General features: G+C 55.1%; 20 protein-coding genes. 8 read left to right on the forward strand and 12 right to left on the reverse strand.

The genetic code is table 11. The features are described from left to right. Window positions 1–10 precede the first annotated feature (10 nt). The 10 genes from R70723_RS04895 to R70723_RS04945 form a co-directional block, all read right to left on the reverse strand. On the reverse strand, window positions 11–1,420 hold the full coding sequence (locus R70723_RS04895; protein ID WP_039870226.1) for a nucleoside recognition domain-containing protein: 1,410 nt from the start codon (window positions 1,418–1,420) through the stop codon (window positions 11–13). Next, window positions 1,398–2,129, reverse strand: a complete 732-nt coding sequence (locus R70723_RS04900) for a FeoB small GTPase domain-containing protein (protein ID WP_039870227.1) — start codon at window positions 2,127–2,129, stop codon at window positions 1,398–1,400. Before R70723_RS04900 ends, R70723_RS04895 begins: the two co-directional genes overlap by 23 nt. Then, a complete protein-coding gene (locus R70723_RS04905; RefSeq protein ID WP_039870229.1) occupies window positions 2,126–2,380 on the reverse strand; it encodes a FeoA family protein in 255 nt (84 codons plus the stop codon). Before R70723_RS04905 ends, R70723_RS04900 begins: the two co-directional genes overlap by 4 nt. 758 nt (window positions 2,381–3,138) lie before the next feature. Next, window positions 3,139–3,591 carry an SRPBCC domain-containing protein gene (locus tag R70723_RS04910; protein WP_039870231.1) on the reverse strand — a complete coding sequence of 151 codons (453 nt, stop codon included), beginning with the start codon at window positions 3,589–3,591 and terminating at the stop codon, window positions 3,139–3,141. 136 nt (window positions 3,592–3,727) lie between these two features. Further along, complete coding sequence (locus R70723_RS04915) at window positions 3,728–4,687, reverse strand: helix-turn-helix transcriptional regulator (RefSeq protein WP_039870232.1); 960 nt, start codon at window positions 4,685–4,687, stop codon at window positions 3,728–3,730. 108 nt (window positions 4,688–4,795) lie between these two features. Continuing rightward, window positions 4,796–5,902: a GerAB/ArcD/ProY family transporter gene (locus R70723_RS04920; RefSeq protein WP_039870233.1), complete on the reverse strand. Its 1,107-nt coding sequence runs from the start codon at window positions 5,900–5,902 to the stop codon at window positions 4,796–4,798. A gap of 250 nt (window positions 5,903–6,152) precedes the next feature. Then, window positions 6,153–7,385: a Ger(x)C family spore germination protein gene (locus R70723_RS04930; protein WP_039870236.1), complete on the reverse strand. Its 1,233-nt coding sequence runs from the start codon at window positions 7,383–7,385 to the stop codon at window positions 6,153–6,155. Beyond that, window positions 7,382–8,485, reverse strand: a complete 1,104-nt coding sequence (locus tag R70723_RS04935; RefSeq protein WP_039870237.1) for a GerAB/ArcD/ProY family transporter — start codon at window positions 8,483–8,485, stop codon at window positions 7,382–7,384. The genes R70723_RS04930 and R70723_RS04935 overlap by 4 nt, the downstream gene beginning before the upstream one ends. Then, on the reverse strand, window positions 8,482–10,113 hold the full coding sequence (locus tag R70723_RS04940; RefSeq protein ID WP_047171025.1) for a spore germination protein: 1,632 nt from the start codon (window positions 10,111–10,113) through the stop codon (window positions 8,482–8,484). Before R70723_RS04940 ends, R70723_RS04935 begins: the two co-directional genes overlap by 4 nt. A 177-nt stretch (window positions 10,114–10,290) precedes the next feature. Then, on the reverse strand, window positions 10,291–11,439 hold the full coding sequence (locus R70723_RS04945; protein WP_039870238.1) for a phosphodiester glycosidase family protein: 1,149 nt from the start codon (window positions 11,437–11,439) through the stop codon (window positions 10,291–10,293). Window positions 11,440–11,652: 213 nt separating this feature from the next. Here R70723_RS04945 and R70723_RS04950 point away from each other — a divergent pair, with 213 nt between their 5' ends. Further along, entirely contained in the window at window positions 11,653–12,231 is a 579-nt protein-coding gene (locus R70723_RS04950; RefSeq protein ID WP_039870240.1) for a histidine phosphatase family protein, read from the forward strand. 138 nt (window positions 12,232–12,369) lie between these two features. After that, complete coding sequence (locus tag R70723_RS04955) at window positions 12,370–13,221, forward strand: GGDEF domain-containing protein (RefSeq protein ID WP_052421184.1); 852 nt, start codon at window positions 12,370–12,372, stop codon at window positions 13,219–13,221. Between the two features lie 82 nt (window positions 13,222–13,303). Here the strand turns inward: R70723_RS04955 and R70723_RS04960 are convergent, their stop codons facing one another. Then, window positions 13,304–14,041 (reverse strand): glycerophosphodiester phosphodiesterase, encoded by a 738-nt coding sequence (locus R70723_RS04960; protein ID WP_039870241.1) that lies wholly within the window; start codon window positions 14,039–14,041, stop codon window positions 13,304–13,306. A 193-nt stretch (window positions 14,042–14,234) separates the two neighbouring features. Between R70723_RS04960 and R70723_RS04965 the strand changes: the two genes are divergently transcribed. Beyond that, window positions 14,235–14,768 (forward strand): NAD(+) diphosphatase, encoded by a 534-nt coding sequence (locus R70723_RS04965; protein ID WP_231574825.1) that lies wholly within the window; start codon window positions 14,235–14,237, stop codon window positions 14,766–14,768. A 26-nt stretch (window positions 14,769–14,794) separates the two neighbouring features. Here R70723_RS04965 and R70723_RS04970 read toward each other — a convergent pair whose 3' ends face one another. Then, complete coding sequence (locus R70723_RS04970; RefSeq protein ID WP_039870246.1) at window positions 14,795–15,406, reverse strand: hypothetical protein; 612 nt, start codon at window positions 15,404–15,406, stop codon at window positions 14,795–14,797. A gap of 159 nt (window positions 15,407–15,565) precedes the next feature. Between R70723_RS04970 and R70723_RS04975 the strand changes: the two genes are divergently transcribed. The 5 genes from R70723_RS04975 to R70723_RS04995 all read left to right on the forward strand — a co-directional run bounded on the left by R70723_RS04975 (window position 15,566) and on the right by R70723_RS04995 (window position 19,991). Continuing rightward, a complete protein-coding gene (locus tag R70723_RS04975) occupies window positions 15,566–16,027 on the forward strand; it encodes a NanQ anomerase/TabA/YiaL family protein (RefSeq protein WP_231574826.1) in 462 nt (153 codons plus the stop codon). 185 nt (window positions 16,028–16,212) lie between these two features. Next, window positions 16,213–17,157: a helix-turn-helix transcriptional regulator gene (locus R70723_RS04980; protein ID WP_047171026.1), complete on the forward strand. Its 945-nt coding sequence runs from the start codon at window positions 16,213–16,215 to the stop codon at window positions 17,155–17,157. Between the two features lie 18 nt (window positions 17,158–17,175). After that, complete coding sequence (locus R70723_RS04985; protein ID WP_039870250.1) at window positions 17,176–18,255, forward strand: Gfo/Idh/MocA family protein; 1,080 nt, start codon at window positions 17,176–17,178, stop codon at window positions 18,253–18,255. Between the two features lie 35 nt (window positions 18,256–18,290). Next, entirely contained in the window at window positions 18,291–19,022 is a 732-nt protein-coding gene (locus tag R70723_RS04990) for a ThuA domain-containing protein (protein WP_039870252.1), read from the forward strand. Next, window positions 19,023–19,991, forward strand: coding sequence for a sugar phosphate isomerase/epimerase family protein (locus tag R70723_RS04995; protein WP_039870253.1), 969 nt, complete (start codon window positions 19,023–19,025; stop codon window positions 19,989–19,991). The last annotated feature ends 447 nt before the right edge of the window (window positions 19,992–20,438 follow it).

Genomic DNA, 20,438 nt, shown 5'->3' on the forward strand with positions numbered 1-20,438 from the left:
ATAATGAGGGTCAGACCCAGCCGAACAGGCGGGCGAGCTGAGCAATAGCAAAGGTGACACCAACAGCGATGCCGAGCGGAATAACGGCGGAGAGCACTGCCCATTTCAGGCTTTTCGTCTCCTTATAGATGTTGACCAGCGTGGTGCCGCATGGATAGTGGAGCAGGGAGAACAGCATCATGTTGAGTGCGGTCAGCCAGGTCCAGCCGTGGCTCAGAAAAAGCTCCTTAATGCTGCCGATGCCTTCAACATCAACCATGGCTCCTGAGGACATATAGCCCATAAGCAGGATCGGCAGCACAATTTCGTTGGCAGGCAGTCCGAGGATGAAGGCCATGATGATGAAGCCGTCCAGTCCGAGCATTTGGGCAAAGGGGTCAAAAAACGCCGCCATATGGTTAAGCACGCTGTCTCCGCCCACCACCACGTTGCCAAGAATCCAGGTGAGAATACCGGCCGGAGCGGCAACGATAATGGCACGGGTCAGCACGTTCAGCGATTTTTCCTTGGAGGAGCGGACAATCGTCTTCCAGATCTGCGGGCGGCGGTAGGGCGGCAGCTCAAGTGTATAGTGGGTCGGGACGCCGCGCAGCATCGTTTTGGACATGACCCAGGATACAGTCAGGGTAACCGTGATGCCGACTAGCACAATCCCCATCAGCACAAGCGCAGTGGAAAAGGTGCGGAGTGCACCGGTTGCCGAGGCACCGACCATGAACAGCGAGGAGAGCAGAATCAGCGTCGGCCAGCGCCCGTTGCACGGAACGAAGTTGTTGGTCAGAATAGCCAGCATCCGCTCGCGCGGCGACTCGATAATCCGGGTGGAGAGAATGGCGGCGGCGTTGCAGCCGAAGCCCATGGACATGGTCAGGGCCTGCTTGCCGTGCCCGCCTGATTTTTTGAATAACCGGTCCATGTTAAAAGCAACCCGCGGCAGATAGCCGAAATTCTCCAGCAGTGCGAATACCGGAAAGAAGATCATCATTGGCGGCAGCATGACACTGATTACCCAGGAGGTGCCGCGGTACAGTCCGAGAACCAGTACGCCGTGCAGCCAGGACGGTGCACTAACGGCTTCAAAGCCGGCAGTCAGATACCCCTCGATCCAGCCGAAAAAGGATGCCAGCCAGCCGGACGGATAGTTGGCCCCGGCAATGGTAATCCAGAAGACAAGGCCAAGTCCGGCGAGCATGATCGGGAAGCCCCACACTTTGGAGGTGACGATCCGGTCCAGCTTATAGGTGCTGCCCAGCTTCTTTTTATCCTGGTAGGAGACAGCCTCCCGGCAGATGCCTGCCGATACCCCGTAGATGCCGGTGACAATCTCATCTCTGATGGCGCCCTTGTCGGCCAGATTCCTGGCTGCAGAGAGCAGGGAGTCCAGTGCGTCCGGACCTTTAATGACATGCGGGGACTCCATGACGGGCTACCTCCTTAAGCACAGGATCTGTGCCGGCTCCTAAACGGGCTTTGAGCGAGGCCAGCAGGCTGCTGTCACCGTCCAGCAGGCGCAGGGCAATCCAGCGTGCCGGATAATGAGAGCCTACAGTCTGCTCTACCAGCGGCAGCAGCTCGGCAATGCCCCGTTCGATTTCATCGCTGTAAGCTATCTTCAGCGGCTTGCCGGTGAAGGCACCTGTTGCCACGCGCTCGAGCTGGTCCAGCAGCGCCCCGATTCCAATCTGATTGCGCGCTGATATCGCTACAACCGGAACACCGAGCTGCTTGGCGATAGCTTGCAGGTTAATATCAATTCCCAGCTTCCCGGCCTCGTCAATCAGGTTGATGCACACCACCGCACGCCCCGTAATTTCCAGTACCTGAAGGGCAAGGTTAAGATTGCGCTCCAGCGACGTCGCATCCAGCACAACCAGAGTCACATCCGGCTGCTCAAAAATAATATAGTCCCGGGCAGCCTCCTCATCGGCGGAGTTAGAGTACAGCGAATAAGTGCCCGGAAGATCGACCGCGCGGTAGACATGCTGATTATGGGTAAATTCCCCTTCGGCGGTAGTAACCGTCTTGCCCGCCCAGTTACCAGTATGCTGACGCAGGCCGGTGAGCAGGTTGAAGAGTGTGCTCTTTCCTGTGTTGGGATTGCCGGCAAAAGCAACTGTGAATCGGCTCATATCCCGTCACCTCTAATAGGCTCACCGTAGATCAGCGAGCTTTCTTCCCTCCGCAGGGCAATCGTCGTGTTGCTTACCCGAAAAGCGATAGGATCTCCCAGCGGGCTGCGCCGCAGCACCTCCACGGCATTGCCGACCACAAAACCGAGATCAAGCAGCCTTCTGCGCAGCACGCCCTGAACTTCAATGCCGCTGATACGCAGCAGGCTGCCGTTCGAGGCTTCAGACAATGGAATAGCGGCTCCAGCCATAGCAGTTCCTTCTTTCCCTCTAAATGTATTGGTATAGCGCTATAATAAGCGTCCATTATGCACAGGTGATAAATAATTGTTCTTTGCCACAATATTAGTATATGTAAACAACTTTGTCCTTGCAACAAAAAAGTTTCCTTAGGGAAAAACAAGTTGTGCGCGCTGTGAGGAAGGTGAAAAGTATGGAGGACGGTGAAAAGTATGGAGGAAGGTAAAGAGTATGGAGGAGGGTGAAGAGTATGGAGGAAGGTAAAGAGTATGGGGGAGGGTGAAGAGTATGGAGGACGGCGGAGAGTATGGAGGACGGCGGAAGGCGGAAGGCCGGGGGAGATATTAGTTTGATTTTTGGCAGCTAATTGTAGTTAGGATCGGCGCCAAATGTATTTAGTTGGAAAAAAACCACCTAATTCGTACCAAATGCTGAATTTGAGCAAATTTGGCGGATTTAAGTGAACTTTTTACAGCTAATCTCTTTAATCAAGCCGATTTAGGTGATTTAGGTGACGTATTTCCACTTAGTTTTGATGAGCGCCAGCTGAGAGGCATGAGAGCTCTGAAAAAGCACGGTTAGTCAGCCTCAGCCACATGCTGTTTAACCGCAACCGATGGCGGGTGAGCAGCAGCCATTAGCGGGTTAACCGTACCACAAGCTGCTTAACCGCAACCAATGGCGGGTTAGCAACAGCCATTGGCGGGTTAACCCAGCCACAAGCTGCTTAACCGCGACCCATAGCGGATTAACCCCAGCCGCAAGCTGGTCAGCCGCCGAAGTCGAGCGTTCTGCCGGTCTCCGCCAGCGTTTTGGTGTTGCTGAGAATATGCCACCAAGCGCTGTCGCTTGGCCCGTAGGAGGGATCGTCCGGATGCCAGCCGCCGTGAATCAGCGTCAGCTTCGTGCAGCCGCCGGCAGGTGAAAGCAGCCAGGAGATAACAGATTCATAATCTTCCCCCTCCTTTACATAGGAAGGACCGGCGTGATGCGTAAAGCGTAGCGCCTCCTGCGGTCTGTACTCAAGCACAGTGCCGTACACATGCACCGTGTCATCTCCGTCGGCACCGGGTCCGGCATATTCAAGGCGTTCCCCTTCCGTGAAGCTGGAGCGGATGGTGCTGCCGTAATAGATCTGCGCCACTTTGTCAGGCGAAACGAGACAATCCCAGACTGCCGCGGGTGCCGCGCCGATATAGAATTCATACTTTAGTTCCTTCATTGTTTAACCTCCCCGAAGTTACTCCGGTTTCCCCGGATTGCTCAATACTCCTCAGTATGCCAGCTGCCTGCCTCACTTACACGGACAATATATCAAAAAATCACTGACAGCTGCGGTCAGTGATTTCCAGCCAATGCTATGATTCCGCATAATAAGCGGCGATATCGGCCGCAGCAACTGCAAGCTTCTGCTTCAATGCAGCAGGCTCAAGGATGGCCAGCGAACGGCCGTAGGGCAGCAGGAAGTAAGGCGCATAGCGGTACAGCATCGTTTCATCCAGCAGAAACGATGCCTCTCCCGGGACACGCTGCTCGAGGGAATGTCCGAACAGCCAGTGGCTGCACAGATCATTCAGTACCTCTTCGCCGGAGGCGATTACGACCCGGATAAGCGCCGCCTGCTGATCCTGGCCGGGCAGAAGGCTGTCCAGCAGGAACTGCCGTGCAGAGAAGCCGGCCGGACGGCTGAAGACGCCGCCGGTCCGCTCAAGCTGCACAATCCGGTCCACCCGGAAGCTGCGGATTTCCCGGCGCTGGTGGCAGAAGCCGGCCAGGTACCACCGGCTCTTCCAGAGCACCAGCCCGTAGGGTTCAACATTACGCAAGGAAGCGGCCTGCCCGCTGCTCTTGCGGTACTCCAGCTGCACAGTCAGCCCTCCGGCAGTGCAGGCTTCCAGCTCCTCCAGCAGATGGGACAGAGGGGCCGGAGGAGCGTGCAGCATCTCCATGCCGGACTCATGGCGCTGCAGCTGCAGCAGCTGCTCGTCACTGCTGTAGCGCTTGAGCTTGGCAATCGCGCTGCCCAGGGCTTCGATGTACGGGTAGCCGCTGCCCTCGGCGAAGGCGGAGGCCTGCACCAGCGCGCGCCGTTCGCCGTCATCGAAGAAGAGCGGCACTGCGCTGAAATGCTCCGGCAGCCGGAAGCCGCCGCCGGGACCGGCATCGGCGATGACCGGCACGCCGCTGGCGCAGAGGGCATCGATATAGCGGTAGACGGAGCGCACGCTGAGCTCGAGCGTCCCCGCCAGCTCGGCCGCGGTTCTTTTGCGCTGCTGCAGCATCCACAGGATGGACAGCATGTAATCGGCTTTGGACATCAGACAAAGGCCCCCTTAATAGAATCCGTTCTGCGATGACCTATTATTCCACGGCGGCCTGCGGAGTGTCAAAGCCTCAGCAGCATGCACCCAGGCATACCAGCCTCCTCACTCTTCAGAAGTTTTCCGGTTCTGCCTCCGGCTGCGCAGCAGAATCAATACTGCCAGCAGCAGCGGGACCGCCACCTGGAACAGCGGGTCGAGCTTCAGGCTGGGGCCGAGGCCGACGGCAATATGCTGGGTATAGTCACGTTCGAGAAAGGACGCGCCGTAGATGACCATACCGACAGGAAATGCCCAGCGCTGCACGGATTTGCCGGTCAGCCCGCTGACTCCCTTGACCGCGCAGAAATAGAACAGCATCATCTTGATCAGCAGCCCGATGAACAGCTGAATTGTGACCAGAATATCGAGCCGTTCTACAAATTGCAGATTGGATAAGGTCCGGACTGTTTTCAGAAAAGGCAGCTGGCTGATCCCCGCAACTGTAGGCCCGAGAACGGCAGCATTGAGCGCATTCATAAAGATGAGGAACACGCTGATGGCGACGTAGGCGGTGAGTGTATTTTTTGCCGGAACCCCGGGTTTCTCCCATAAGGACCACAGCATCAGGAATACAAGCATCTGCCCGAAGGGAAAAGAGACGATATCCGGCAGCGCCGCACTAAGAATCGGCTTAAGGCCGTCCTCAAAAACCGGGGTCAGGCGGCTGAAATCAATATTGCCCATAATCCCCAGCAGCACCACCAGCACCCCGTAGAAAAACAGCACCAGCGGAAGCAGCACCTCGGGCAGCCGGAACAGCACAGCGGCCCCTTTCCATATCGCGTACAGCGCAATCAGGATAAAAACCAGCATCGTGACCGGCATGGGGGTGGTCTGCAGCAGGGTTAAGGAGGTCAGCTCACCCAAATCCCGGACATTGCGCATGGACTGGTAGGCGAAATACAGGCAGTATAGCCAGCCGATGCCGGAACCGGCGGCTTTCCCGAAATGAAGCCGCAGCATGCCGATCAGGTCAAGGTCCGGTGAACGGTGCTGAATCCACAGCAGCAGCAGGAGCAGAAGAAGACCGGCCAGCGAACCGGCGCACATGGCCAGCCAGGAGTCCTGCTTAGCCTTGCCGCCAAGCAGGAACAGCGGCGTGCTGCCGATCTCGAACAGCATGACCATAAAAGCGATTTGCAGGGCTGACACCTGTTCTTTTTTTGGCATAGTGCGTGTCAACCTCCCAACCAATCAATAATGACTCTTCCTGCCGGCTGAAACACAGAGGTATAAAATGAAGCAACGCTGATATGGGGTGTCTCGGTTATCCCGCAAATATTCACATAAGCGCACCAGGCAAGAATACATCCGTACCACAGCCGGTGAAGCCTGCAGCCTTTATCCGTCAGCCTGCGGCAGCCCCAGATAAAAGCGAGGACATACAGGAGAAGTGTAATGGCGATTTTCATGGCAATCCCTACTTCTGCTGAACGGATTTGAAGGACTTGTTGATGAGCCCGGTCCGTTCAATTTTGATGGAGACCCGGGGCCGGATCTCGATATCGCGGAAGATGCTGTCCCAGCTCTTATCCCGTTCAATGGTTTTCCAGCGTTTACGGTCACTGCGGTGGATCCGGACAGCGAATCCCGTGACATCGGCCCCCAGCCGCCGGACCTCGGTCCAGGAGCTGTTAACAAGCTCAAGCACCTTCTGTTCAATGGATTGCTCCATACCGGCAATAGAAGCCCTGTCATTGAGATCCATGGCGCTTCCCAGCTCCGTCAATACACCGCTGCCCTTAATGTGGATATCCATAATATAGTGATCCTTATCCCACACAGGATGAACAGTGGTGCTTGCGTTCTGAAGGATAAATGAAGCATCGGGCGTATCGCCTGCCTTCGGATCCGAGGGGAAGGCGAGGGTCGCACTATTAACTTTGCCGGTCAAAAAAGACAGGCCGAAGGCCTGCTCCTGATTCAGCCAGCCGATCAGCTTGTCCCCCTTCAATACGCCCAGCTTCCCCAGCGCCAGCCGTGAAGGCAGGTCAGTCCGGCCTGTTTCACCGGTCTCATCCATAATCTGCTTGCCGGTCAGCTGGATTTCCGGCAGCACTGCGCTGCCTGACTCGGAGGACAAAGCCATCGCCAGCTCGTAGATCCGCACTCCGGGATAATAGGAGACCAGCCGGGATTCCTGCTCAATCATCAGCTGGATGCCGGCGCCCTGGTTCTTGGTCAGCTGCATCAGCTGGTCCAGAATATCTCCGGCTTCACCCTGGGACAGAAAGACATATACGGTCTCCCTGGCATCCTGCTTGCGCAGAAACATATCAATAAGCTGGTTGATGCCCTGCTTCGCTACCGATTCGCCCAGAACGGTAATTCGCGAGTGGGAGAAAAACATCTCGCGGGTGCTGGTCAGATTAGTCCGCTCAATCGCCTCCATTATCGTTCTTCCTTTGACGGTAAAGGTGACAAATGGCGGGGAGGTTGTGCTGCCGCCACCGCTCCCGCCCATGCCGCTGGCACCGGAAGAAGGATTGATAACCTGATAGGTGGCCTTCCACTGGTTATCCTCCCAGTCATATGCCGAGCCGGAGGTAATGCCGAGCTCATTCAGCTCCCGGTCGTCCCAGCAGCCGGTAAGCAGGGCTGACAGCAGGGGGATACAGAGCAGCAGACAGGCGGTCTGCTTCCACAGCTTCATGTTTCACACTCCTTTTGTTTGGCCTTGGAGCGCCCGAACCGGTGAAGGGCAATGGCTGCCAACGGCACAAGCACATTGAACAGGAAGAAGGTCACGAAGCGCCCTTCCTTGTTGTACAGGTTCAGCTTGTCCATGTTCTGCCAGGTGAACAGGCACTCCAGGGCAATCACCAGTCCAAGGGCGCCGATAAACGGCCGGCTGCTGCTTACCTGGAAGGTCTGCTTGAAGCACTCGACGGTAACGAACAGGAAGATGGCGAATTTGAGATAGATGGACATCACCCAATACGAAATGAACAGAATATCCAGCTTCTCAAAAAACTTGCCGATATGCACCACGCCGGCGGCTGAGAAGCCCGGATAGGCGTTAAGCTTAATAAACTCCGGACCAAAGACCATTAGGGCAGTGACCAGGGAGAACATCATGAGCAGGGATACAAAGAGAAGGCCGGTCACTCCGGCCAGCCGTGCTTTTTGCGGAAACCGGAGATAGGGCGCAAGAAACAGCAGAACAGCTACCTCTGACATCCAGGTAGTAGGCGTAATACTGGCCAGAGTCAGTGCCGCCAGGGAATGGTCGAATACCGGCAGCAGCTGGTGGACATCCATTTCATGGATCAGGCCGAAGATGAACAGCGGCACGAAAAAGATGAATAGCAGGATTACAATCGTGTTCACTCTGGCAATGGATTCGATCCCCTGCCTGACCATGTAAATGGAGATGAGCACAATCAGGATAACCAGGACGGTTACGGGGGTATTCAGCAGCACATTGTCTTTAATAAAATTCACGAACTCCCGTAAGATGGCGGCGGTTGTATCCAGATAGAACTGCAGCAGGAGCAGGCCGAGTATAACGGCTGCCACAGGCGAGCTTTTTTCACCGACCCATGGGATGAAGGGAGCGCCTTTGTTCAGGCTGATTACAGTTCCCACAATAACAGCAACGATCAGCCCGGCAAGAGTGGACAGGATGATGGACAGGGGGGCATCCTGTTCAGCGTAATTGCTTATGATCACGGGGAGCACCACGGTTGCGGTTGGAAGGATCGTGCTGATCACAAGCATGGCTGCCTGTGCGGTGCCGATTTTTCCGTTCATTGCGGCTCCTCCTCCTTGGGGTGTGTGTTCCGGCCGGTCAGCTGTGCCTTCTTCTGCTGCTCCTCATGGGATTGCGGCTTCTGGCCCGGCCCCTGCCGGCGGGTTTCCTTGCCCAGATAGGTCTTGGGCCGCAGCGGCATGCTCCAGAGCGGTACACGGATAAAAATGTCCTTGAGATAGCGGGGAATCATCGGTGCAACCGGAGACAGGTACGGAACGCCGAACGAGTACAGGCCTGCCATATGAATCAGCAGCACCATCATGAAGGACATGATTCCGAACAAGCCCAGCGTAGCGGCAGTCAGCATCAGCAAAAAGCGGATCAGCCGGATAGAGTTAGCGATGGCCAAGGAAGGAATAACGAAGTTGGAGATCGCTGTAAAAGAAACAACAATAACCATTGCCGCCGATACCAGGCCGGCAGACACCGCTGCCTGCCCCAGCACCAGCGCCCCGACAATGGAGATCGCCGGACCGATGGTCCGCGGCATCCGCACTCCCGCCTCACGGAGCACGTCGAACGTCAGCTCCATCAGCAGCGCTTCGGCCAGCGCAGGAAACGGCACCCCTTCACGCTGGGCAGCCAGACTGATCAGCAGCGTAGTAGGCAGCATTTCCTGGTGAAAGGTAGTCACCGCAATATACAGGGCAGGCAGCAGCATGGATACGAAAAATGCGCCATAGCGGATCAGCCGCAGAAAGGATGAGATGTCGTAACGCTGGTAGTAATCCTCACTGGACTGAAAAAAGTTGAAAAAGGTGGAGGGCGCCAGTAGGGCAAAGGGTGTACCGTCAATAATGATCCCGACCTGGCCCTCCAGTATCCCTCCGGCCACCGCATCCGGCCGCTCGGTATTCTGAATGGTAGGAAAGGGGGTCAGCCCGCCGTCCTGGATAAATTCCTCGATATAATTACTCTCCAGAATACTGTCGGTAATGATTCCGTTCAGCCGGCGGCGGATTTCAGCCAGCACCTCGGCGCTGGCCAGACCCTCAAGGTAGACGAGGGCTACACCGGTCTGGGTTCGCTGTCCGATTTTGTATTCTTCTATCCGGAGGTCGGAGGTTTTGAGCCGCCGTCTCAGCATGGAGGTGCCGACCCGAAGGCTTTCGGTGAAGCCCTCCTTAGGACCGCGGATGACTCCCTGGGAGGTCGGCTCATTGACACTCCGCTTCTCCCAGCCGGAGGTATCCGCAGCCAGCGCCTTACACAGCCCGCCGAACAGGATAAGCGTGTAGCCTTCGAACAGAAGGGCCAGCATATGCTCAATGGTCTTGCCCTCCTTGACACCGCCGACCGGCAGCAGCCGGTCTTTGACGAGCAGATAGGCGTCATCTGCGGCAACCGCACTGCTCCCGGGTGAGACATAATCCATCAGCGGCTGCAGCACGGTCTGATTCACGAGATCGGCGCTGACCAGACCGTCGATATAGATAAAAGCCAGCGGGAGCGGGCTTAATGATTCGCTGGCGAATCTGCGGATGACAATATCCGGGCTTGCGCCTGTTCTGCTGCTGATTTCCTGCAGGGCTTCATCCAGTGACGGACTGAGCGGGCTGGGGGCAGGGATAAGGAGTTCGACAGGATCTGGGTCTTGCTCGCGGCCTTGCTTGGAACGGGCGGACAAATGCTTCTCCTCCTATGCACCGGAATCAGGGTAAGGTGGGAGTATTATCCCCGGCGCATCCGTTCCTTATTCTGCCTGCGCTGTAGGATTGGTGGAATGGACAAAAAAAGGGTGTCCCTCCAGTCTTTAGCCAGACTGCGGAACACCCCCTTATCAGGAAGCTAATGTTGTATCAGATTACTTGGTGACGACAAGCGCATTGCTGATCAGGCGCCCCGGAGTAGTAAGGTACTTACCGTTGTAATACATACCGCTGGAGGCGCCGCCGTCCAGATTCATTGCCTGATAAGCGCCGGCCTGCTTCATGATCTGGGCCAGCTGCGGGATGGTAGCTCCGCCGGTTGTCAGCAGAATCAGCTTATGATCCCGGGTAATACCGAGTGCACTGCGGGCGCCGCCGCCGGTGAGGATTTTGGGGTCCCTGAAGCCTTCGGCGGTAACATTCAGGGATACAGCACCGTTGACCAGCAGTCTTGGACCGGCCTGGATTGCCCCTTCAATGCTGCCGCTCTGATACCTGGCGCTGAATTCACTTCCCGGAATCAGCTCGGCCAGCAGATTACTGTCGTAGGCAAAGACGGCCCGTTTGTCGCCGGGGCTGTTCTTCAGCATCTTGCCGCCGCTGACAATGTATCCGTATGGAGCTTTGTAAGCTCCGCTGGTATAGGCATCGAAGAACGTTCCGTTAATGGCTGCAACGGCTCCGCTGCGCTTGGCAATGCTGCCAAGCGCTTCTGTCTTACCGACAGTATTGCCGGCAAGTACGGCATCCAGGCGGACGGAGGGGTGCATCAGAGGTACTGTTACGGTCTGGACACTGAATGATCTGGAGCCAACCTTATATGTATGCTTGGCGCTGACTGCCGCCGGCGCTTCCGGCTTGACCAGTGCGCCGCTTACCACAGGCAGGACGGCTTCTTCTCCGGCCGCTGACAGTGTAACGGAGCCTGCCTCTTTGTTCCATTTCAGACCGATGCCCATTGCCGAACTGACGGCAGACAGCGGTACATAGGTCGTGCCGTTCCCGCTGAAGGGCAGAGCGGTGAGGGTTACGGCTTTTCCGTTAATCTTAGCGGAGGCTTGGCCCATGGTTAGAAGAAGGGAGGCGCTCCCTCCGGAGATTTCAATTTCCTTCGTTGCCGGATTCAGAACCGAGGTAATGCCGAAGAGTCCGTTCAGAAAACGCAGCGGAATGTAAGACTGGCTGGCTTTGTCTACGAAGACGGCATTTTTTGGGGCTGCTGCTGCCGAAGCAACAGAACCGGGCTGCAGCCCGGATAACAGGAGCAGCAGAATCAGACAGAGGGACGAGCATTTTTTAAGCATGAACAGAATCTCCTTTAACTTGTACAGTATTTCCTGCATATCAGGATGAATATGGAACCTGCCCCAGAATGATGTACCGGAGTCATGGCCCTGCCAATATTTATCGTCAATTACCGGAGAGATCGTTAGCGTGTACTGTCACATGCGTCTTGCAGACCATTCGTATATAATTTAGCTATACTAACTCATTACGCATAAAGGCGGTTTGTATCCATGACAACAACAATAGGTCTGATCCGGCATGGCAGCACCTTATGGAATAAAGAAGGCCGCATTCAGGGCCACACGGATAATCCGCTTGATGAAGAGGGCCTGCAGCAGGCGGCAGAAATTGCAGAACGGCTAAGTGCTGAGGAATGGGAGCTGGTCTATTCGAGTGATATGCTTAGAGCCAGGCAGACTGCAGAGGTAATCGCAGCCAAACTTGGCCTTACGGTGGCAGGTCTGCTGCCGGGAATCCGCGAGATGCACGGCGGGCTGCTGGAGGGTACAACGGAGCAGGAGCGTGTAGAGCGCTGGGGGCAGGAATGGAGAACACTGGAGCTTGGCCTGGAGAAAAATGATTCGGGGCGTCAGAGAGGCTGCAGGGCAATTGAAGAGGTCGCCGCGCGGCATCCCGGACAGCGTGTGCTGGTGGTCAGTCACGGCGCAATTCTGCGCAGTACGCTTGGCGGGCTTGTGCCCGGGCTTGACCTGAGCCGGCTGCTGAAGAACACGTCGCTCACCCGGATTATCAAGGACGGAGAGACGTGGACCTGCGATCTCTATAATTGTGTGAGGCATCACGGATAATAACAGGCGCCTGCTCCTATCCAAAAGATTCCATGAAGAAACAGGCCCCGCCTGCCGATAATAAGTTTTATACGGATAGAAATCACATACGCGATAATGATCCTACTTATTCAGAAGCAAAGGGGAGTGCTCCTCAACATGGAAGAAGCACGGTATTATATGTTTGCACTACTCTCTGTTCTGCTGGCAGCAGTGACAGCCTATTCCGTATTACGGACCGGACAATATTTTGCGGACAAAGGTCAAAAAGCCCGTGCACTGCGCACGAGCCTGATTATTCTCATACTTACCGGCGGGGTATCCGGGATGCACCTGCTTGGAATGGAGGCTGTATCCGAATTAGGCCTGACTGACGGCAGCCTGCTTATCCCGATGTCGCTTTATGCGCTGACTCTTGTCCTGCTGGTCTGGCTGTTCCACCGGATCAGCCAGATGCTGGCTGAACGGGAGCAGCTTAAGGAGCTGGCCTACAGGGACAGCCTCACCGGCCTGTTCAATAAGAACGGTATGGACCACTTCTGGAACCACTGCAAGCCGAATGAGCAGCTTGCCGTATTATACCTTGATCTTAACCGTTTCAAGTCGATCAATGACAAGCTTGGCCATCATATCGGTGATTTGCTGCTGCAGGCTGTAGGCGGCTCGCTGCAGCAGTTTTCCTGCAAGGGGAAGCGGCATATCTTCCGGATCGGCGGGGATGAATTCGTGATTGTAGCGAAGCGCTGCGGCTACAGCGAGGCTGAGCAGCTGGCCCTGAAGGTGCTGGAGAGCACTACACGCAACTACAAGCTGGAGCGGCACGAGCTGTTCGTCTCGGCCAGCATCGGCATTACAGCAAGCCAGGGCAGGGTAGATCCCGTACGCTTGCTGAAGGAAGCAGATTCAGCGATGTACAATGCCAAGCAGCTGGGCAGAGGCCGTTATGCTGTCCATGACCAGGCTCATGTCATTCAGCCGGTGAGCTGGCTGGGCAGCCCGCGGGCTAATTAAGCGGAGCAGGCCTGCTCCGCTGCCAGGCCCATCACAGAAAGAGTCCAGGGGATTGCAGCCCCCTGGACTCTTTTTTATACCCTTAAGACTGTCTGTCAGCCAGCAGCCCGGCCAGCACATCCGGATAGTCGGTAATAATACCAGCGACGCCGGCATCTATTAAGGATTTCATCCGCTGCGGATCATTAACGGTCCAGGGATGATAGGCCTTGCCCTGCTCCGCCGCTTCCGCCACAAACTCCGGCAGCACGGCATAATGGTAGGCATGCAGCGCATCCGCGTTCAGGCTGGCAGCATAGTCCCACGGCCGGTATAAGCCCTCGGAATATAGAATGCCCGTGCGGATCTCCGGTGCCAGCGCCTTGCAGCGGGCCAGCGAATAATGATTAAAGCTCGACAGCACCACACGTTCACTCATGCCGTAATCCTGCACGGCGGCGATAACCTTTTCCTCCATTCCCGGATACATAAAAATCCCGTTCTTCAGCTCAATGTTCAGCACCGTATCCCGGTTCTTCAGCAGATCCAGCAGCTCCTCAAGCACCGGCAGGCGTTCTCCGGCGAACTGCGGACCGAACCATGACCCGGCGTCCAGCTCCAGCAGCTGGCTTAGTGTCTTGTCCTTTACATAGCCGTCTGCATCCGCAGTGCGGTTAAGGCTCTCATCATGTATAATCACCAGTCCTCCGTCAAGTGACAGCTGGACATCGGTCTCAATTCCGGTAGCTCCCAGCTCAAGCCCTTTGCGGAACGCCGCCATCGTGTTCTCCGGGCAGACTGCAGATGCGCCGCGGTGCGCAAAGTTGATAATACTGTTCATGTGTCGTTTTCCCTCCGGCTTATGAATTCAGTTCCTCCTGCTGCTGCAGGCTCCTATTCACTTATTCCACATGAGGGCAGTAAACCCTGTCCGCTTCATGCAAAAGGCTGCTGACCGCTGTAAATTTTACACACGGATAACGAAAGGACTACAATAGGGTTCAGATCACTTATTACATACATAGAAGGAAGCGATGGACTTGAACTTTTGTCTGGAATGCGGAACGAAGCTGGTCTTAAAGGAATGCAAGGGGGAGGGGGAGGTGCCGTTTTGCGCTTCATGCGAGGTGTTCCGGTTTCCGGTGTTCAGTACGGCGATGAGCACCGCGGTCCTGAACCGCGAGATGAACAAAATCCTGCTGATCCAGCAGTATAACCGCAAACACTATATCCTGCTCGCAGGCTATGTGAACAAAGGGGAGAACGCGGAGGAGACCCTGATCCGTGAGGTGAAGGAGGAAGCCGGGCTGGATATCATCGCTTATGAATATATGCGGAGCGAATATTTTGCGCCATCTAATACGCTTATGCTGAATTATATAAGTGTAGCGGACTCTGAGGATCTGAGCGGGATCAGTGAGGAGCTGGATCATGCGGCCTGGTTTACTTTGGAGGAAGCGGAAAAAGCCATTATGCAGGGCAGCCTGGCGGAGCGGTTTCTGCTCAATATTATCGCCAGACTGCAGCAGGGCAAGACCTTGGACAGCCTGACCTTTCCGGTCCGCTAAATGTAGCCGGAGCTGATGGGGGCTTTTTACGCTGAGACAATTTTCAGGAGGGCTTCATGCACATGCTGAACCTCTGTGAACGCCAGGGAGTATTCCGGATCTGTTTTTCTGTAAGGTGCAGTGTTTGGGAGAAAAGGGATGGATAAGACCGGTGTTTCGGCGCTGCTGAGATAGATTCGGAGTGTGAGCTCCTTGATCTCCTCTGTATCTGACGGGCTGGAGTCTGCCGGCGTTCCGCTGTTCCTAGCACCGTCAGGCCGGCCGTACCCGTACCCCGCTTTTTTGGTGCTGGTTGTAATCCGGCTTGTCTTGCTTACTTTGGTGAGGGTGAGGGCATTTTCGACAATCTCTGAACCCAGTATCGTATCAAAAGTGTACAGCTGCGCCGTCGCATGCTTTGCTTTGCCGGGGTGACAGCTGCCAATAGCCAGCGTTCTGCCGGCTTCATCCAGGGCGATCATATGCGACTGGTCGGGGGTGACGAACCGCCGGGAGAATTTCAGGTGATAGGAGCCGAGCGCACGGGCCAGCCTGGCCGGATCGGATGAGGGATGGGACAGCCGGAATTTCAGCACCGCCGCTGCCAGCAGCAGGCCTACCCCCAGCACAGCGAACATGTACATCAGGAAGATTAGCATTATCTATCAAGCCTCCCAGACTATTTAGTTGGATTTTCGCTCAGAAGCCTCTAGTAAAAGAATATGCCGGGTAAGCGTGAACAAATGCATAGCTGCGGCGCATGGAATCCATTATTCTTTTTTGTATGCCGCAGCTGCGGTAATCAGAGAATGCAGGAGATGATCGGCTTGATCGTAGACACACTGGGACATTTGCTAGAGAATGAGGCTGCTTACGGGGAGAAAATCCAGGCGGGGCTGCGTTTTTTGCGGGACACGGATTTCAGCGGACAAGCCGCAGGACGCCATGAAGTCGATGAGAATATGTTCTACTTCATTAATGAATATGAAACGAAGGATGCCGGGGATTGCTTCTGGGAGGCGCACCGGATGAATCTGGACCTGCATTATATTCTGGAAGGCACGGAGCGGATCGGCTATGCAGCCATTGAACAGCTGGCGGTAAAAGAGGAATACAGCGCCGAGAAGGACGCGGTGTTCTTCACCGGAGAGCTGCAATCTGCGGTAACCGCAGGGCCCGGGGCGCTGGTGGTCTGCTATCCGCAGGACGGCCACATGACCGGGATTGAGGCCGGCGGCAAGGAAGCGGTGCGCAAGGTTGTGCTGAAGATTAAGCTGTAGAATGCAGAACTGATGCACATGTAATGGAAGGAGCCGGACAGGCTCCTTTTTGCGTTGTCCTTTTTGTGTTGGTGAGGATGCCACGGCATTTGTTTTGCGAATAGGGTTAAGGTACGATAGCTTTAGAATACGACCCGATTATGATAATCCCTAAAATAGGACCACACGCACAAGGAGCCGCGCTTATGAGCATCTATCTCGAGCTTCCGGATGTGGACAAGCATTTTCCTTTCCGCAGCCTGATCTGCGGCGGGGATGAGCTCTGCTATCCGCACTGGCATAAAGAAATCGAAATGATTTACGTAACTAAAGGAAGACTAAATCTGGGAATAAATGATACTCCAATCCGCATGGAGCAGGGGGAAGTGCAGTTTATCAATGGGGGAGACGTGCATTATTTCCTTGCTTCGCCGGAGAGTGAACGGGTGGTTCTCCAGTTCGACCTGGGTTTGTTTCAGGAGCTGGCGGCCACCTGCGGCACTGATTTTTCGCTGCGCGAGGTGTTCACGGTGATGGAGCATTCCAGCTCAGGCTGGCCTCAGGAGACGGCCGGGCGGATCATCGGACTGATCGAAAGCATATATGAGGAGGACACCCGGCGGGGGGAAGGCTATGCCTATCTGATCAAAGCCCGTTTATTTGAGCTGCTGGCTGTTATATTACGGGAAGTACCGAGGAATAACACCGGCAGGCTGCCGAAATTTTCAGAAGATAGCTTGTCCCAGTCCCGGGAGATGATGGAGCGGCTGGAACGGATTTTTATCTATATCGAGCAGCATTACCAGGAGCAGATCACCCTTAACGAGGTGGCCGGGCATATGGGATTTAGCCCGTATTATTTTACCAAGCTGTTTAAGAAGCATACCGGAATGACCTTCATCGCCTTCCTCAATGAATACCGGCTGAACAAAGCCAAATGGATTCTGCTCAACGAGGATCTGCCGATGTCTGCCGTCGCCGAAGCTGCCGGGTTTGGCAGCGTAAAGACCTTCCATCATTTTTTTAAGTCGGCAACCGGCATTTCGCCGCTGAAATATCACAAGACAATATTCGGGAATAACAGGGCAAGAATACAGGAAGAAAGCGCTTCGCAGGATTTGTATGATAGAGGCAGAGAGATTACAACATAAGCTGGAGGGATACAGAGAATGACCTTAAAAGTGGGGATTATCGGCTGCGGCGGCATCGCGACCGGCAAGCATATGCCGGCACTGAGTAAAGTGGAAGGCGCTGTCATGGTTGCTTTTTGCGATATCGTACCTGAACGGGCCGAGCAGGCCAAAGCGGAATTTGGAGATGAGAACGCAGCGGTCTACACAGACTATAAAGAGCTGCTGAAAGATACAAATATAGATGTAATCCATGTATGTACCCCGAACATTTCCCATGCGGAAATTTCGATCGCCTCGATGGAGGCAGGCAAGCATGTGATGTGCGAGAAGCCGATGGCGAAGACGACGGCAGAAGCCCAGGCCATGATTGATGCAGCCAAGCGTACCGGCAAAAAGCTGACCATCGGCTACCAGAACCGCTTCCGGTCCGATTCCGCTTACCTCCACCGGATGTGTGAGAACAATGACCTCGGAGAAATCTACTATGCCAAAGCGAAGGCAATCCGCCGCCGTGCGGTGCCGACCTGGGGCGTATTCCTGGATGAGGAGGCACAGGGCGGCGGTCCGCTGATCGATATCGGCACCCATGCGCTCGACCTGACGCTGTGGATGATGGACAATTACAAGCCGAAATATGCGGTAGGCAATGCTTACCACAAGCTGTCCGGCCGCAAAAATGCCGCCAACGCCTGGGGCCCGTGGGACCCGGAGAAGTTCACGGTTGAGGATTCGGCAATCGGCTTCATCACGATGGAGAACGGAGCAAGCATTGTGCTGGAAGCCAGCTGGGCGCTGAACACCCTGGATGTCGGTGAAGCCAAGACAACGCTTTGCGGGACAGAAGGCGGGGCTGATATGGAGAAGGGCCTGCGTATCAACGGCGAAGAGTACGGCAAAACCTACGAGAAGCATATCGGGCTGGATGCCGCGGGCGTGGATTTCTACGACGGTGCAGGCGAGGATCCGGCGCTGGTAGAAGCCACGCAGTGGATTGACAGCATCCTTAACGATACAGAGCCGGTTGTAAAACCGGAGCAGGCCCTGGTGGTAACCCGGATTCTGGAGGCGATCTATAAGTCGTCCGAGACAGGGCTGCCGGTGTTTTTTGAAGACTGATTTACCCATACATGAATTTAGGAGTGTGTCCTATAGTGACAAGAGTAACCGTATGGAATGAGTATCGTCATGAGCTCCAGGAAGAGCGCATCCGCCAGGTCTATCCGCTGGGCATTCATACGCAGGTAGCCGGATTTTTGGAGGACGCCGGGTTTGACACAGCTACAGCGACATTGGATGAGCCGGAGCACGGACTGACGGAGGAAGTGCTGAATAACACGGATGTACTGGTATGGTGGGGGCATATTGCCCATCAGGAGGTCAGTGACGAGATCGTGAACCGGGTCTATAACCGTGTGCTGCAGGGGATGGGGCTGATTGTGCTGCATTCCGGCCATATGTCCAAAATCTTCATGAAGCTGATGGGCACCAGCTGTGATCTGAAATGGCGCGAAGCGGGCGAGAAGGAACGCCTGTGGGTGATGGACCCGAGCCATCCGATTGCCGAAGGCATCGGCGAATATATCGATCTGGAGCAGGAAGAGATGTACGGGGCGCATTTTGATGTGCCGGCTCCGGAGAGCCTGATCTTTGTCGGCTGGTTCGAGGGCGGCAACGTGTTCCCGAGCGGCTCGACCTACCGGCGCGGCAGCGGCAAAATCTTTTACTTCCAGCCGGGCCATGAATCCCATCCGACTTATTACCATCAAGAAATCCAAAAGGTTATCATCAACGGCGTAAACTGGTGCGCACCAACCAAGCGCGATTATCCGGTGTACGGCCATTCCCAGGCTCTGGAGCCAATTCGTGAAAAGGTGGGCGTATAAATGAAATTAGGCGTATTTGATCCCGTATTCGGAAGCTTGACTCTTGAAGAGATGCTCGATAAAATCGCGGCCGCAGGCCTGAATGCTGTAGAAATCGGCTCAGGCGGCAATCCCGGCAATCCGCACTGCCCGACTGACGAGCTGCTGGCCAGCGAGGAAGCACGTAAGGCTTACCTGGAGAAGTTCACCAGCCGCGGCATTATGATCAGCGCATTCAGCTGCCATAACAACCCGATCTCCCCGGACAAGGAGGAGGCACGTCAGGGCGACGAGATTCTGCGCAAGTCGATTAAGCTGGCTTCGCTGATGGGTGTTCAGGTGGTGAACACCTTCTCCGGCACCGCCGGAGACAGTGAAGAAGCTAAAGCGCCGAACTGGCCGGTATCCCCTTGGCCTACGGTATACAGCGACATTTTGACCTGGCAGTGGGAGCAGAAGCTGATACCGTACTGGAAGGAAATCGGCAAGCTGGCAGAGGAGCATGGTGTGAAGATCGGCATTGAGCTGCACGGCGGCTTCCTGTGCCATACGCCTTACACGATCCTGAAGCTGAGAGAAGCGACCTGTGATGCCATCGGAGCTAACCTTGATCCGAGCCATCTATGGTGGCAGGGTATTGATCCGGTGGGCGCAATCAAGATTCTCGGCAAGGCCGGAGCGATCCATCACTTCCATGCCAAGGATACCTATCTTGATCAGGACAACATTAACATGTACGGTCTGACCGACATGCAGCCTTACGGCGATGTGCAGACCCGGGCGTGGACGTTCCGCTCCGTCGGCTGCGGTCACAGCCTGTCCGAGTGGTCGGATATGATGAGCGCACTGCGCACCTACGGCTATGATTATGTGGTAAGCATCGAGCATGAGGACCCGCTGATGTCAGTGGACGAAGGCTTCCAGCGTGCCGTTACCAACCTGCAGTCGATCCTGATCCGCGAGCAGCCGATTGATATGTGGTGGGCTTAAGGTAAGGGGCTAGAGTAATTGTTAGTATTGTAAAGAAGCCGTTCCCGGGAGGGGCGGCTTTTTTGATGCAAGAGTGTGTTTTGGATAAAAGGGTATGTTTTTGGATAAGAGAGAATGTTGGATTAGAGAGAGTTTTTGATAAATGAGTGTATAGGCTTTAGGGTTACGGCGAAGCCGCTGCATCAGCTTCCGTTAAAAACCCGCTTTGTGTAGGGAGGAGGGAGCTTCAGGATCACATCCCAGCCAGTTAGCTCACACAGAGCGCATACCTCCAAATCACCCTGTCTCCGGCGCCGCACCACCATCCATAGTTGAACATTAAGTGTAAAAAGGTAACCTATTTCTCCTGTTTTGGCGATTTCTAAGCATTTAGTTTTAAAAAAGTAACCTATTCTCGATAATACTCCTTCATTCTTCAATATACGGCCCAATTAGCTATACTTTTTC

The sequence above is a fragment of the Paenibacillus sp. FSL R7-0273 genome (genome assembly GCF_000758625.1).
Classification (GTDB): domain Bacteria; phylum Bacillota; class Bacilli; order Paenibacillales; family Paenibacillaceae; genus Paenibacillus_AQ.

Excerpts from the sequence above, each read along its gene's own strand:
- R70723_RS04895 (WP_039870226.1), bottom strand. The coding sequence starts at position 1,420 with ATGGAGTCCCCGCATGTCATTAAAGGTCCGGACGCACTGGACTCCCTG.
- R70723_RS04900 (WP_039870227.1), bottom strand. The coding sequence starts at position 2,129 with ATGAGCCGATTCACAGTTGCTTTTGCCGGCAATCCCAACACAGGAAAG.
- R70723_RS04905 (WP_039870229.1), bottom strand. The coding sequence starts at position 2,380 with ATGGCTGGAGCCGCTATTCCATTGTCTGAAGCCTCGAACGGCAGCCTG.
- R70723_RS04910 (WP_039870231.1), bottom strand. The coding sequence starts at position 3,591 with ATGAAGGAACTAAAGTATGAATTCTATATCGGCGCGGCACCCGCGGCA.
- R70723_RS04915 (WP_039870232.1), bottom strand. The coding sequence starts at position 4,687 with ATGTCCAAAGCCGATTACATGCTGTCCATCCTGTGGATGCTGCAGCAG.
- R70723_RS04920 (WP_039870233.1), bottom strand. The coding sequence starts at position 5,902 with ATGCCAAAAAAAGAACAGGTGTCAGCCCTGCAAATCGCTTTTATGGTC.
- R70723_RS04930 (WP_039870236.1), bottom strand. The coding sequence starts at position 7,385 with ATGAAGCTGTGGAAGCAGACCGCCTGTCTGCTGCTCTGTATCCCCCTG.
- R70723_RS04935 (WP_039870237.1), bottom strand. The coding sequence starts at position 8,485 with ATGAACGGAAAAATCGGCACCGCACAGGCAGCCATGCTTGTGATCAGC.
- R70723_RS04945 (WP_039870238.1), bottom strand. The coding sequence starts at position 11,439 with ATGCTTAAAAAATGCTCGTCCCTCTGTCTGATTCTGCTGCTCCTGTTA.
- R70723_RS04950 (WP_039870240.1), top strand. The coding sequence starts at position 11,653 with ATGACAACAACAATAGGTCTGATCCGGCATGGCAGCACCTTATGGAAT.
- R70723_RS04955 (WP_052421184.1), top strand. The coding sequence starts at position 12,370 with ATGGAAGAAGCACGGTATTATATGTTTGCACTACTCTCTGTTCTGCTG.
- R70723_RS04960 (WP_039870241.1), bottom strand. The coding sequence starts at position 14,041 with ATGAACAGTATTATCAACTTTGCGCACCGCGGCGCATCTGCAGTCTGC.
- R70723_RS04965 (WP_231574825.1), top strand. The coding sequence starts at position 14,235 with ATGGACTTGAACTTTTGTCTGGAATGCGGAACGAAGCTGGTCTTAAAG.
- R70723_RS04970 (WP_039870246.1), bottom strand. The coding sequence starts at position 15,406 with ATGCTAATCTTCCTGATGTACATGTTCGCTGTGCTGGGGGTAGGCCTG.
- R70723_RS04975 (WP_231574826.1), top strand. The coding sequence starts at position 15,566 with ATGATCGGCTTGATCGTAGACACACTGGGACATTTGCTAGAGAATGAG.
- R70723_RS04980 (WP_047171026.1), top strand. The coding sequence starts at position 16,213 with ATGAGCATCTATCTCGAGCTTCCGGATGTGGACAAGCATTTTCCTTTC.
- R70723_RS04985 (WP_039870250.1), top strand. The coding sequence starts at position 17,176 with ATGACCTTAAAAGTGGGGATTATCGGCTGCGGCGGCATCGCGACCGGC.
- R70723_RS04995 (WP_039870253.1), top strand. The coding sequence starts at position 19,023 with ATGAAATTAGGCGTATTTGATCCCGTATTCGGAAGCTTGACTCTTGAA.